Raw genomic sequence first — 13,329 nt, 5'->3', positions numbered from 1 at the left:
CATGGCCCGAGAAGTGATCGTTGCCTGTGACTTCGATTCGCCACACACACTCACAACATTTTTAGACCTCTTTGAAAATGATAAGCCATTCGTCAAAATAGGCATGGAAATGTTTTATGCGGGAGGACCAGAGATTGTTCAAGCCGTGAAAAATCGTGGACATAAAATTTTCCTTGATCTTAAACTCCACGACATCCCACAAACCGTCGGCAAAACAATGCGCGTACTATCCGAGCTGGACGTCGATATGACCAATCTCCATTGTGCTGGCGGTAGCAATATGATGAAAGCTGCTGTCGAAGGATTAACCCGAGCAGATGGCACTCGTCCATTACTCATTGGCGTCACACAGCTGACGTCAACCAGCCAAGAGATGTTGGAAGAAGAACTTCTTATCCCACAATCTATGCCAAAAGTTGTTGCCTCATACGCAGCAAACGCACACCAGTGTGGTTTAGATGGCGTAGTTTGTTCCCCACTAGAAGCCCAATCAGTGCACGAAGAACTGGGGAAGTCCTTCCTTACGGTCACACCAGGTATCCGGTTCACAGATAGTGCGGCTGATGACCAGCGCCGAATCACCACCCCACAACGAGCCTACGAACTCGGATCAGACATGATTGTTGTTGGCCGGCCCATAACCCAAGCTACCGATCCAGTAGCTGCCTATACCCGTTGCGTTAAGGAGTTTACCCGATGAATACTGCACAAACTGTTGCCAAGGCACTGCTCGATATTCAAGCAGTTTTCCTACGCCCAGACAATCCCTTCACGTGGGCATCTGGAATTAAAAGCCCTATCTATACCGATAATCGATTAATCTTGACCGCTCCAGAACAACGAAACATTGTCGAAGATGCGATTGCACAGCGAATCCGGCAAACATTCCCAGACGTCGAGGTTTTGATGGGCACAGCTACTGCTGGTATTGCACACGCGGCGCTCGCGGCCGATCGTCTTGGAATTCCGATGGGGTATGTACGTTCATCAGCTAAAGATCATGGACGTACGAATCGAATCGAGGGACGATTAGAGCCAGGTGCGCGTGTCGTCGTCGTCGAAGATCTTATATCTACCGGCGGTTCGGTAATCGAGACTGTTCAAGCATTACGTGAAGCCGGGGCAGATGTTCTCGGCGTCGTCGCAATATTTAGTTATGGAATGCGTGCCGCAGCCCAAACGTTGCGCACCGCAGACGTAAAGCTAACTACCTTGACAACTTTTGATGATGCTATCGAATTAGCTCAGAAAACTGGACGAATTACGGCTACTGACCTTCCACGGTTGCGTGCTTTCCGTGATAATCCCCGTAACGATTCATGGCAAAAAGTAGGAGCATGATATATGCGAAGCATTATTGATATTAACGATGTTAGTACAGCAGAAGTAAACACCTTACTGAAAACCGCTCACGATATTATCAGTCAGCCGCATCATTACCGGCAAGCTGCTGGTGGCAAGATCCTCGCAACGCTTTTTTACGAGCCTTCTACGCGTACCCGGCTCAGTTTTGAAGCCGCTATGTATCGTTTAGGTGGCAATATACTATCTATGCCTTCAGCCCGCGATTCATCAGTTGCTAAAGGCGAGACGATTGCCGATACTCTTGCTGTTGTTTCTAATTATGCAGATATCGTAGCTGTTCGTTATCCGAACGATGGAGCCGCCTTAGTTGCTGCCCAAGCTGCGCGTGTGCCAGTTATTAACGCCGGCGATGGTGGACATTTCCACCCCACTCAGACGCTGGCAGATATGCTGACAATCGATCGCGCATTTGGCCGGCTTGGCGGATTGAATATTGTTGCAGTGGGAGATTTGCTTTATGGACGAACTGTTCACTCGCTCCTGCATGCGTTGATGCGTTATCCGGGTAATACGTTTACGATGGTCAGCCCTCCAGAGCTTCGTCTCCCGGCGGATTTTGTCACGCAACTACGTGCTGGAAGAGTAGAAGTTATTGAGACGAGTTCCTTGCCACAGGCATTGGCAGATGCGGATGTTATTTATATGACGCGTATCCAACAAGAACGTTTTGAGCATGCGGCTGACTATGAGCGGCTTAAATCATCGTATGAGTTGGACGCACAGATGATGGCATACGCGCCGCCAAGCAGTATTGTGATGCATCCGTTGCCTCGCGTGGGAGAAATCTCAATCGACGTCGATTCCGATCCACGGGCACGGTACTTTGAACAAACGTACAACGGAAAAATAATGCGGATGGCGTTGATCGATTATCTTTTATCTGACGCGGAAAAGAACCCGGATGCCCAATGCCGGCGCGAAATACTAGATTCGCATCCAGACGAGAAATTACACTGTGCTAATAAACGATGTGTAGTTCATGTGGAGCGGGGATTGGTACCGCGTTTTTATGGACAACCAGCATTATGCGCTTATTGTGATTATGCAGCAGTGCTCTCGTGATAGTTTCCGCCATGGTTGTGGACTAAAATCGTAGGCATGGCTAAGACTCATCGTTTTCCTCGATCTTCACTTATTCTGATTACTACGCAGATCTCTGCGCTATGGCTGGTTGCCGGGCTCGTCTTGCGCTATCTTGTGCCAGGATTTGTGAGGTTTGTTGATTACGCTTTGTCTTTTGTTGCATTGCCAGGATACCCGACATTATTTATGACGCTTTTGATGGTCATTTTGACGTCGGGTATGCTGCGCGGGCAACGTGCTGCATTAGTTTTTTATCTTGTTGCTGTGCAAGTTCCTAATATCATCAGTGGTTTCCAAGAAATAGTATTTCATCCCGATGAATTAGGGCTTTTATCGACGGTAGCGGTAATTCGTCTCGCTAGCAATTTATTGTTTGCGGTCATTTATGTCTGTTTGGGTGTGGTATCACTACACGAGTTTCCGATGAGAGTACGTGGCCGGTGGGGAGTAGCCCTAACGATCTTGGTAACTGGCCTTGCTTTGTCGTCACTTGTTGTTTGGATTATGTACATGTATGCGCATGTTGATATACCGGCAAATCCAGTCTTAACAGCTATCAATACTGCATTGGGTATTTCTCCTAATGATCCTACTGAAATAGCGCATTATCGCATCCCGCCGGTGATCCGAATTGTTACTGGTATCATCTCTGCAAGTGGCTTGTTTCTTGCTTTAATAGTGTTGCTTAAATCTGCAAAAGTCCCTTCGGTTAGCGCCGCGGAACATTTAACGATACGCCGCCTTTTGTTAGATCCGCCCTCAGATGATTCACTGGGATATTTTGCTACCCGCTACGATCGAAAAGTTGTTGTTTCACCTGATCAGCGTGCTGCGGTGACCTATCGCGTTGTCAATGGCGTGTGCTTAGCTGCCGGAGATCCTATTGGAGAGCCAGGTTCATGGAATGCGGCGATTAAAGCGTGGCGTGAACATGCCCGGAAAAATTCGTGGGTTGTTGCAGCAGTATCTGTTTCTGAGGCAGGCGCACGGGCATATCGGGCAGCAAGCCTTAATGCCTTTCCACTTGGAGATGAAACAATTATTGATGTTGCTGATTTTCACCTCAAAGACTTGCCAGACGTTCGCCGAGCCTTAAGTGCGCCACGGCGGGCTGGTTATACCGTAAAAGTCCGGCGACAATCATCGATTCCGCAAGATGAATTAACTGAACTTGCCATTTTGGCAGATCGATGGCGGGTAGGCGATGAACGTGGTTTCACGATGGCTTCCGAGCGGGTTGGTGATATACGAGATTGGCGTAACGTTATTGTCAGTGCACATGACTGTGATGGCAGGCCAGTAGGTTTATTAACCTTTGTACCTTGGGGATTGCACGGGCTGTCACTTGACGTGATGCGTCGTTCCACTGAGGCGGTTTCAGGCGTGACAGAATTTATGGTAGCTTCTTTAACCCAAGAAGCTTCTAATCTTGGTATTGAGCAGATTTCATTGAATTTTGTGGTGATGCGTGAAACTATTGAGCGCGGTGCCAAAGTTGGAGCTACTCCATGGCAGCGTTTTGCTATGCGATTCTTAATGTTTACATCGCGGTGGTGGCAAATTTACTCACTGTATCGCTCTAACGTAAAATATCGGCCACGCTGGCAAACTCGATACTTGTGTATTGATAATGCGTTTTTCACCGCACGTACTTTGTTAGCTTACGCGAGTGCGGAAGGTTTTTTGCCATCCTTTAACCGATATTTTCCACCGGTGGGAGAGCCGGATGAAATTATCAGTTTAGAAAAGTCACTGCTACATCGCCCAGCTCCAGAACCACGGCTTCCAGAACAACGACAGGTTCGCCGTCGTAAACTTGCTGAGTTTGAAGCTCATGGTGGGATTGGTTATCCAGTACATGTTCCTCGCACACACGCCATCCGAGACATCAATTCCGGTATTGTGCCTGCTAATGAAGTAGTTTCGCTCACTGGACGTGTCCATTTCCTTCGCGATTTTGGTGGCGTGGTCTTTGCTGATTTAGTCGAAGAACATTCGCATATCCAAATCATTTTTGAGCGGCACGCCGGAGTGAGCTGGAAAGAGTTCCGGCGTTATATCAACCGAGGGGATCTAGTATCGGTGACTGGCGTGTTAGGCACTTCGCGTAATGGAACTCCTTCGCTTATAGGCCAATCGTGGATGATGGCAGCGAAATCCTTAGTACCAATGCCAAAACAAGCATCAATTAACCCGTATTTACGTGCGAAATATCGTCACATTGATTATGCGCTTAATCCACGATCCTATGAACTATTCCAAGCCCGATCCAAAGTTGTTGCGTATGTGCGTCAATCTCTTTATTCTCGTGGATACTTGGAAGCAGAAACACCGATTCTGCAAACCATTCATGGAGGCGCCAATGCGCGGCCATTCCATACCCATATCCGAGCCTACGATCAAGATTTGACATTGCGTATTGCCCCAGAATTGTACCTTAAGCGCCTAGTGGTAGCAGGGATGCCTAAAGTTTTTGAAATCGGTAGAAATTTCCGCAACGAAGGTGTAGACGCCACGCATAACCCGGAATTTACGTCCCTTGAAGCTTATGAAGCTTATGGTGATTGGGATACAATGCGAGAACTAACCGAAGAGCTCTTTCGGGGTGCTGCTCGTGCTATTTATGGCAAACCGGAAATCCGTGCCAGTGACGGAACTATTATCGATTTAAGTAAACCGTGGCCAGTGATTTCTGTTTTTGACGCTGTTTCTCAAGCTGTTGGGCGAACCATTGTTCCTGGCTCTGATATTGGCGACTATGCAGATCTTTTGGATATCTATCATGTGGAAGCCGAAACAGTGGGACAACTCGTGACAGAGCTTTATGATGAACTCATCGAAGCAGACACAGTTTTCCCAACTTTTTATACTGGTTTTCCCGTTGAGACATCCCCGTTGACTATGGCAGACCCAGATAATCCGCATATTGCTCAACGCTGGGATTTAGTTGGTTTAGGAATGGAATTGGGTACTGCTTATACTGAGCTTTCCCATCCTCTCGAACAGCGGGGGCGGTTCACTGAACAATCACTACTTGCTGCTGGTGGGGATCCGGAAGCAATGGAAGTTGACGAACCATTCTTAACCGCACTTGAATTTGGTATGCCACCAACTGGCGGACTAGGAATCGGAATGGACCGTATGGTGATGTTCTTAACCGGAACGAGTATTCGTGACGTGTTAGCTTTTCCGTTTGTTAAGCCGGAGAAATAAAAGGTTTGACGAGATCCGGTCTGGTGATAGGGAAGAGGTGGCCTTGACCCCAGAGCCAGACCGGACGAACATTAAGTATTTTCGCTAACGATTGTTGTTCAGCCAAGAAACTACGTTCATTTGCGTGTCCGGCACCAATGAGCAAATCAACACTAATGTGATCAGCGAGGCGTTTTTTGCGTAAGAGCATCGCAATGCGGGATTGAATGATCGACGATGATACCCACTCCTGGCACAAGAACTGAAGATGATCAGGATGCTGATAGCGGGAGTGAATCAGGGATCTATGAAGAAGTGGACCAAGACCAAGTAGTACAAGGGGTGCCAGTAGCGGAGCAATTGACGTAGCTACAGAGTTAGATAGTCGGATATGTGTCGATTTAAGTTCCGGAAAAGTAGGATCGAGTAAAATAAGCTTTGCTACCCGATGAGGGTGAAGTAACGCCCATTCAAGAGCTACAAGACCACCAAGAGAGTGACCGATCAGTGTGCATGGTTCGTCGTCGCTCACTGGAAAATAGTCAGTAGCATTCGTCCAGGAGGTTACCCAAGGATCAACCAGATGTGCTTGCGGATAACTTGAGTAATATAACTCAGGAGCGAGAGCTAATCCGGGTATCAGAATTTGCATAGGGAGTTAACACCAATCCGGCACTAGCTAAAAGTAAACAGGAAAAAAAGACTTGGCCGCGCTGTAAGTAACCGACTGGGTAAGCAGTAAAATCAATGACAGCAATAATTGCGGTTAATACAACGTAACAAATAACGATAACGCTCAGGAAAATACGATATCGCTCAGTAATATGGCCAACATAAATGAGTGCCAGCGTACTGAGCGCAATGACAGTTAAACTTCCGCTAACGACCGCGGAGGCAATAAGATGTGCCGTTAAACCAGTTTTTTCACAAAAGTCTAAGGACTCAGCACAGCGCAAAGGAAAAGTAACGTCAAAAACGGTAGCAATAGAAAAAATGACAAAAAATAGGGCGATTAACTGTTGTAACCGTGACCACGAGCGGTAAAAATCTGATAAGCAAATGAGGCCAGCAAGGGACAACGTAGCGGCCAATAAGTCTGATGTAGCAAAAACAAGGCGGTAGGGGCTGTCGAGTGAAAAATACTCAGATAAATAGCTCATTTGTGGGTCGAGTGGGAAATTGAAAAATATTTCTAGCAAAAACGATGCGTACATGACTCCGCTGATTGCGCACAGCCATGCCCCTAACTTAAAAACACGCGATGAAGGATAGATATTAACCACCTGCACTCGTCAATGCGCTGAAATATAACACGATTTAGTTTATCAGCAGGCAACCAAGATTAGGGAAGTGGTGCCAAGAGAGTGAATAAATGATTTGAGAATGTGGTCAATAACTATAAGCCCAGATGAGAGATAGGAAACACTCTGCTCAAATCGTGAAAAAGGTCAACAAAAATTAAAGAAATAGTGTATTACTTAAGATGATATTAAATATCTAAGGAGAAAAAATGGGAAGATTTTTAAAATCTGCAGCATTTGCCTCGGTCCTCGCCGCAAGTTTGGCGTTCGCACCACTGGCAGTTGCGCTTCCTGCATCTGATGCCAGGCATTCAGGTGATATTTCACTTGCAGATATGGATCGGCTGCTCAAAGAGCACGGCTCGCAATCGTCGCAACGCGTTCGCGTGCTTGTTATGCTCAAGAATCAACCAACCGTATTTTCCGAACCAAGTGAAACAGCAAATAAAGGCGAACAAACAGCCCTGATTGACAACTGGGCAAAAAAGTATGGCCTAGAAGCTGGCCGACAGCTGGGATTCCTTGTTAACGGTTTTGCGGCTACGATGCCAGCAAATAAGATCCCTGCGTTACGCCAAGAACCTGAAGTATCTTCAGTAAAGCTGGAACGTACGTTCGAAAAACTTGAACATAATGCGCGGAAAATGGAAGGTGTACCGCTAGCCTACGAACGCCACGGTTTAGACGGTCGCGGCGTTGTGGTATCGATTATCGATTCCGGTATTGACCCCTCGCATCAAGATCTTCAATTAACTGCAGAAGAATGTGCCGCGGCTAAACTAAAGCCAGACACTTCGCACGGTTCACTTTTCACGTGTAAGGTTCCAGCTGGCTACAATTTCGCTGATGATAACTACGAAATTGTTGACCAGAACAAAACTGAACACGGACAACATGTGTCCGGCATTGTTGCCGCTCATGGCTCAGCCCGAGAAGGCATCGATAAGCCAGATGTGGTTGCTAATAATGGTTTTGATGGAGTAGCTCCGCAAGCCCAGCTACTGGCTATGAAGGTCTTCTCCAATGATCCAGATGCACGTGCCAATGATTCCGATATTATCGCTGCCATTGAAACTTCGGTTAAACTTAAGGCCGACATTATTAATATGTCCCTTGGCTCGGCAAACGGTAACCGCAATGAATCTGATGGTGTTTTCCGTGCCATCGCGAAAGCGCGAGAAGCTGGTGTGCTCGTCGTCGTCGCTGCCGGAAATGAGGGAATGAACTTCTCCTTAACAGGCGAACTCGATAGTACCTTAACCCAACTCGATGATGGGACGCTTGGATCTCCAGCCGCAGATACCGGAGCTTTTGCTGTTGCGTCAATCGATAATCAAGTCCAGGTTGTTCCAGTAGCTACTTGGCGGATTGGAGATAACGGCGAAGAACAAGCTCTTCCGCATAAGGCTGCGACTGGAAAAGCTGATGGGCAGCCGCACAAAATCGTTGATCTTGGCTACGGACAAGTGACAGATTTTACCCCCGAGAAAAATGCTGCGTTAGCCGGTAACTACGCGCTTATCCAGCGAGGTAAAGAGCGTTTCTCGGATATGTTCGAACGTGCTTTTGCCGCTGATGCGAAAGGCGTTGTTGTCTACAACGATGCGCGCCGCGGTGAGGAATTTATTGGTATGGGAGGCGTCGAAGAATACACCGAATTCTCAGCGTCTACATACCACTCCGTGGGAGCTAAATTAGCTGAAGAAAGTGCCAAGGGCGATGTCTACGTCACGTTCACGCAAAACCGCAAGCTAGCCGACTTCGCTGGTAAGAAGGCCTTGCGTCCTTCTTCGTTCAGCTCCTGGGGCCCAACCCCAACTCTCGACTTTGCACCCCATATTTCAGGCATCGGTGGCGAAGTCTACTCGACGCTGAACAATAACCGATACGCATCTGATTCAGGTACGTCAATGGCGGCGCCAAACGTATCCGGATTATCGGCACTCATGTGGCAGCACTACAGTAAAGAATTCCCAGAGTTGACCGGACCGGAACGAACTGATCGTATTCGGGCAGCGTTAATGAACACGGCACAAATTCCAACAAATGAAGACGGCGTGCCTTATGCACCTCGTCAAGTGGGTGCCGGACTTGCCCGTATCGATCATGCTGCCGATACTCCAGTTATCGCAACAGTAGATGGCTTACCATACGTTTCCTTACGCGAAGTAAACGCACCAAAGACGTTTACTGTTACTTTGCATAATTACGGTACTACCGAGGCAACCTACACTGTTCCAGCCCAACAAGTTGTTAATGAGCACAAGGGCCTTGGACAAAATACGACTACCGTCGTTTCCGATGAAACGCTGTCCGCATCAGTAGAAACAATAACAGTTCCAGCTGGTCAAGACCGCGAAGTATCATTCACGTTGAATCCGCGAGTGGGTGCGGCGCACTTCATCGAAGGTTGGGCACGCCTGAATGGTGAAGACGTACCAGATATTGCCATACCTTACCTAGGTTTTGTTGGCGATTGGAATGCTGAAAAGATTATTGCGGAACCGGGGCAGACTTGGGGCGATCCTGTTTCGTTGACGGCAACGACTGGATTAGCAACTCTTCGTGAGGATATAACTGTTCCCATTGGTTTGCTCAATGATATAGCTAAAGAGCCCGGCGATGATCGGGATCTGACTCTATGGATGTCACCTAATGGGGATCACATGCACGATGTTATCTTCCCTCAGCTCTTGGTTCGGCGAAACGCCTCAGATGTCGTTTACGAAGTAGAATCTGAGGATGGCACGTTCCATCAAACAACGGGTAAGCAACAAGATTTACGTCGTTACACCTTGAAGACGGCAATGGAACCGACGATGTCGAATGACACGATCGTTCAAGATTCATCCGAGTTTGGGTTTGACGGTAAGATCTATGATCCGAAAAATGTTGATTACCAGAATGTGCCTGATGGTAGATATATTTTCCGCGTCAAAACACGAGTGTCAGATGATTACGATTGGCAAGTAACCGAGATGCCATTTGGTATTGATACATCGGTTCCAACTATAACCTTCGGTGACTATGACGAAGCCAATGGTTACGCCTACTTTACAGTGAACGATAGTGGTTCAGGTATTCAGACTAAGCCATTAGTTGATACGGATCAAGAGACAAATCTTGTCGCTGAACGTGTCAATAACTCGGATTCTGAATTCCGTGTCAAGGTGAAGCCTGGAACAACACACATTATTGTTAGCGCAGGCGATATGGCTTCTAATATCGCTATCGATTCCCACATTCTTGATCCAGCACGCAAGTTAAGCGTAACGTTTGCTCAAGACATGCAAAATGGTCCTGTTGGTCCAATTAAGCCATACTTCACCACGCAGGGAGATCCTGAAGGTGCAAAGCTTAATATCGAAGGCTATACTGCCGAAGAAGTTGAGCGGGTTACTGTCAATGGGGGAGAAGCAGATCTCGCCGATCGTTACTTCTTTACTCAAGTTCCGATCGAACCAGGACAAAATGAGATCGAAGTTGTTGCTTACAATGCACGTGGCGATGTCGTTAGCACCGTTGAGCTCACTCCGTTCTACGACGACGAAAAGCCGACTGTGACTATCGATACCCCAGCACCGGTTGCTGACAACATGGTGACAATAACTGGAACGATTACCGACACTAACAAAGACGCTCAGCTAAGTGTAAGTGCTTATGATGAAGCGGCAACAATCGATCGTGATGGTCGCTTTACCCTACAGGTAGAGGTAGGAGATGAGACAGAAACTGTCACAGTAATTGCTTCTGATGGGGCGCAGCGCGTGATCACGGTAGTGCCTATCGCTGGGCGTGGAGCGGATGTGGTTGTGCCACCAGCACCGCCACTTCCAGGTGGACCAATTCTGCCACCTCCGCCGCCACCATTGCCAGGTGATGATTACCCACTGGAAGCTGAACTACCAACCATTGATAACGCACAGTGCAGTCCAGAGATTGCAGTATGTGCCGTACCTACGGATACCACAGATTACAATCGGGAGACGAAGGTATTTACCATGCGTGGAATGCTCGATCCAGATACCGTTGCTAAATTCCAGCTTGTTCCAACTGGAGAAGCTGGCGATGGCAAGGTTATTGAGCCAACTCCACTTGTAGCCAAGATTGATGAAACAACTGGTATGTACACCCTTGATGTTCCAGCAACTACTGGTCAAAATGACTTCCGGTTGGAATTGTATGTTCCAGATGAAAATGGGAATGAGCCGGTACGGGTTCAGGCTCAAACGTTCAAGCTCTTAATTGACGTCAACGTTCCAGAAATCCATATCGACCAACCACTGACCGTGGGTGGTTCGATATTTACCAGTAGCAACGACATTGTTTTCACCGGTAAGGTTTCGGATGACGGCTGGGGCTACAAGTTCCAGATTAATAAGGACACAGTCGAAGAGCGGGAAAACAACTCCGGGCATGGCCCACAGTCTAATGAGCGTGAATTTACCTATCCGATTAAGGTTGACGACGGCGATAACATTTTGTTGACTGTTGTTGATCGTTTCGGTAATCAGGTCTTAGGTATTTTCCCGGTTGTTGTTGATAAGGACAAGCCAACAGTTGGTGCTTCTTACATGGATAAGAATCTTGAAGAAGATATGCTCCTAACTGATGATTCACCGGTCGTAGCTGCCGCAAAAGATGCAAACCTTCGCAGTTTCAAGGTGACATTAACTGATTCTCTTGGACAACAAGTCCTTGACGAAACCAAGTATTCAGAAATCGACGTTACCGAACGTAAGCTCGAAGAGCTCATGATCGATGTCCGTGATATTCAGGAAGAATCTGCTCAAGAGCTAGAAAAGTCTGGTATCGGTAAACTCTCTGCTGCACCTGTGAATAAAGCTAATAATAAAGCTGGAGAGCCAGAAGGTCAGGCAGAAGAACACAAACCAACTGTGGAAAATGAAACATTTGTTACCGGTAGCGAAGCTACTGTAGTTACGGATGAGCTCATGATCCCAGTCGATACTCAGAAACTAGGAGCAGGAATCTACACGCTCGCTATGCAAGCTGATGACCTTGCTGGAAATATGACGATGCGAACAGTAGCCTTTGCTGTTGACCGTCTTCCACAGATCAGTGGACCAGATGTTATTGATGTAACGATGACGAAGGAACAGATGAGTGATCTTGCCCAAGCCGGTAGCCTTATCTTCCCGAAGTACTCAATCGATGATGACGGTTCGGCCGATTTTGCAGGTGATGGCAGTGGCCGTGGAGAGGCGTATTTAGTCCTTGATCCGTCAACAATTCTGGTTTCCGGAAAGAACACGGTTATGTTACGAGCGGTTCAGCCCAATGGAATGGAAAGTCATAAGTTAATCACGGTTAACGTCACTGTCCATACTGATGCTAGTACGCAAACTCCAGATGATTCTCAGCAGCCTGGAGAGAGTAACACGTCACCGGACAATCCTGGTAAAAAGCCAGGTGTTGGCAGTGGAGATGTCTTCGGACTTCGCGCTCCAACAGATCCGCAAATTGTTGGTAGCTCGCAATTATCAGGATCGTTAGCTACTACTGGTACGTATGCAGCATTGCTCGCATTACTTGCCGGCGGACTTATTACTAGCGGAATGGTTCTTAACCGTCGAGCTGTGTGATACTCATCTAGCAACGAAATAGCAAAGGGTGGAAGACCAATCGGGTCTTCTACCCTTTGCTATGCTCAATAAAGGGCATACTACTTCCTGTGGTGGTACTGGTAGCGTATAGGAGGAGAAAACGTAGTATGAGGATTTTAGTGACGGGTTTTGAACCGTTTGGGCGAGATAATCTCAATGCTAGTGAACAAGCTGTTGAGCAGCTTGCGCCTCATATTGAAGTTGATGATATTGATGTTGAGGTTTTTACTCGTATCCTCCCCGTATCTTTCGAGCGTGGGCCACGTATTCTTGCGCACACGATAGCTGAACTAAAACCAGATGCAGTCATTGCGGTGGGTGAAGCTGGCAAGCGGCATGATATATCCGTAGAGCTCTTTGCCCGTAACGTTGCTCATGCGCGTATCCCGGATAATGACGGCTATCAAGCATGCCAGGAGAATTTAGATGAAGTAGCCGCAGTCCTTCAATCGCGCTTGCCCTGTCAAGAAATTATTGCTGAGTTGAATGTGAACGGGATTAGCGCATCGGAATCTGTTGATGCGGGTGCTTACGTGTGTAACGCAGTTTTTCGAAGCTTGTTACGCACGTTTAGTGGCCCGGCAGGATTTATTCACGTGCCGGCCGTTCGAGATAGCGGGGTAGCGCGGGTAGGTGCTGAAACTGATTCCGATATGGGTGAGGGCTTGCAGTTTTCTCAAGCCGATCTGTCGATAGCAGATCTGGCCACTGCACTGACGCTTGTCTGTCAGGTAGTGGCCAGAAATATCGTGTAAAGCGTG

8 protein-coding genes are annotated in these 13,329 nt (G+C 47.6%); 6 read left to right on the top strand and 2 right to left on the bottom strand.

Translation table 11 applies throughout. The features are described from left to right. The first annotated feature begins 1 nt into the window (after position 1). The 4 genes from pyrF to lysX are packed head-to-tail and all read left to right on the top strand — an operon-like array spanning position 2 to position 5,661. A complete protein-coding gene (pyrF, locus tag HC352_RS04965; protein WP_168917856.1) occupies positions 2–700 on the top strand; it encodes an orotidine-5'-phosphate decarboxylase in 699 nt (232 codons plus the stop codon). Next, a complete protein-coding gene (gene pyrE / locus HC352_RS04960; protein ID WP_168917855.1) occupies positions 697–1,341 on the top strand; it encodes an orotate phosphoribosyltransferase in 645 nt (214 codons plus the stop codon). The genes pyrF and pyrE overlap by 4 nt, the downstream gene beginning before the upstream one ends. Before the next feature lie 3 nt (positions 1,342–1,344). Next, entirely contained in the window at positions 1,345–2,427 is a 1,083-nt protein-coding gene (gene pyrB, locus HC352_RS04955) for an aspartate carbamoyltransferase (protein ID WP_168917854.1), read from the top strand. Positions 2,428–2,463: 36 nt separating this feature from the next. Then, positions 2,464–5,661 (top strand): bifunctional lysylphosphatidylglycerol synthetase/lysine--tRNA ligase LysX, encoded by a 3,198-nt coding sequence (lysX, locus tag HC352_RS04950; RefSeq protein ID WP_168917853.1) that lies wholly within the window; start codon positions 2,464–2,466, stop codon positions 5,659–5,661. On the opposite strand, the gene HC352_RS04945 is transcribed toward lysX, so the two are convergent. Next, the gene (locus tag HC352_RS04945; protein WP_168917852.1) at positions 5,645–6,292 is read right to left on the bottom strand and encodes an alpha/beta fold hydrolase; all 648 of its coding nucleotides are present in this window, start codon (positions 6,290–6,292) and stop codon (positions 5,645–5,647) included. The genes lysX and HC352_RS04945 overlap by 17 nt on opposite strands. Continuing rightward, the gene (locus HC352_RS04940) at positions 6,255–6,854 is read right to left on the bottom strand and encodes a DUF998 domain-containing protein (protein ID WP_168917851.1); all 600 of its coding nucleotides are present in this window, start codon (positions 6,852–6,854) and stop codon (positions 6,255–6,257) included. The genes HC352_RS04945 and HC352_RS04940 overlap by 38 nt, the downstream gene beginning before the upstream one ends. A gap of 296 nt (positions 6,855–7,150) precedes the next feature. On the opposite strand from HC352_RS04940, the gene HC352_RS04935 reads away from it, so the two are divergent. Then, positions 7,151–12,547, top strand: coding sequence for a S8 family serine peptidase (locus HC352_RS04935; RefSeq protein WP_168917850.1), 5,397 nt, complete (start codon positions 7,151–7,153; stop codon positions 12,545–12,547). 128 nt (positions 12,548–12,675) lie between these two features. Beyond that, entirely contained in the window at positions 12,676–13,323 is a 648-nt protein-coding gene (locus HC352_RS04930; protein WP_168917849.1) for a pyroglutamyl-peptidase I, read from the top strand. The last annotated feature ends 6 nt before the right edge of the window (positions 13,324–13,329 follow it).

Source organism: Arcanobacterium buesumense, from assembly GCF_012563545.1.
Lineage (GTDB): Bacteria > Actinomycetota > Actinomycetes > Actinomycetales > Actinomycetaceae > Arcanobacterium > Arcanobacterium buesumense.
This window is presented reverse-complemented; position numbering and strand designations above follow the sequence as displayed.

Bases quoted from the DNA above. Each gene is read 5' to 3' on its own strand.
- pyrF (WP_168917856.1), top strand. From the start codon at position 2: ATGGCCCGAGAAGTGATCGTTGCCTGTGACTTCGATTCGCCACACACA.
- HC352_RS04945 (WP_168917852.1), bottom strand. From the start codon at position 6,292: ATGCAAATTCTGATACCCGGATTAGCTCTCGCTCCTGAGTTATATTAC.
- HC352_RS04940 (WP_168917851.1), bottom strand. From the start codon at position 6,854: ATGTACGCATCGTTTTTGCTAGAAATATTTTTCAATTTCCCACTCGAC.
- HC352_RS04935 (WP_168917850.1), top strand. From the start codon at position 7,151: ATGGGAAGATTTTTAAAATCTGCAGCATTTGCCTCGGTCCTCGCCGCA.
- HC352_RS04930 (WP_168917849.1), top strand. From the start codon at position 12,676: ATGAGGATTTTAGTGACGGGTTTTGAACCGTTTGGGCGAGATAATCTC.
- pyrE (WP_168917855.1), top strand. From the start codon at position 697: ATGAATACTGCACAAACTGTTGCCAAGGCACTGCTCGATATTCAAGCA.
- pyrB (WP_168917854.1), top strand. From the start codon at position 1,345: ATGCGAAGCATTATTGATATTAACGATGTTAGTACAGCAGAAGTAAAC.
- lysX (WP_168917853.1), top strand. From the start codon at position 2,464: ATGGCTAAGACTCATCGTTTTCCTCGATCTTCACTTATTCTGATTACT.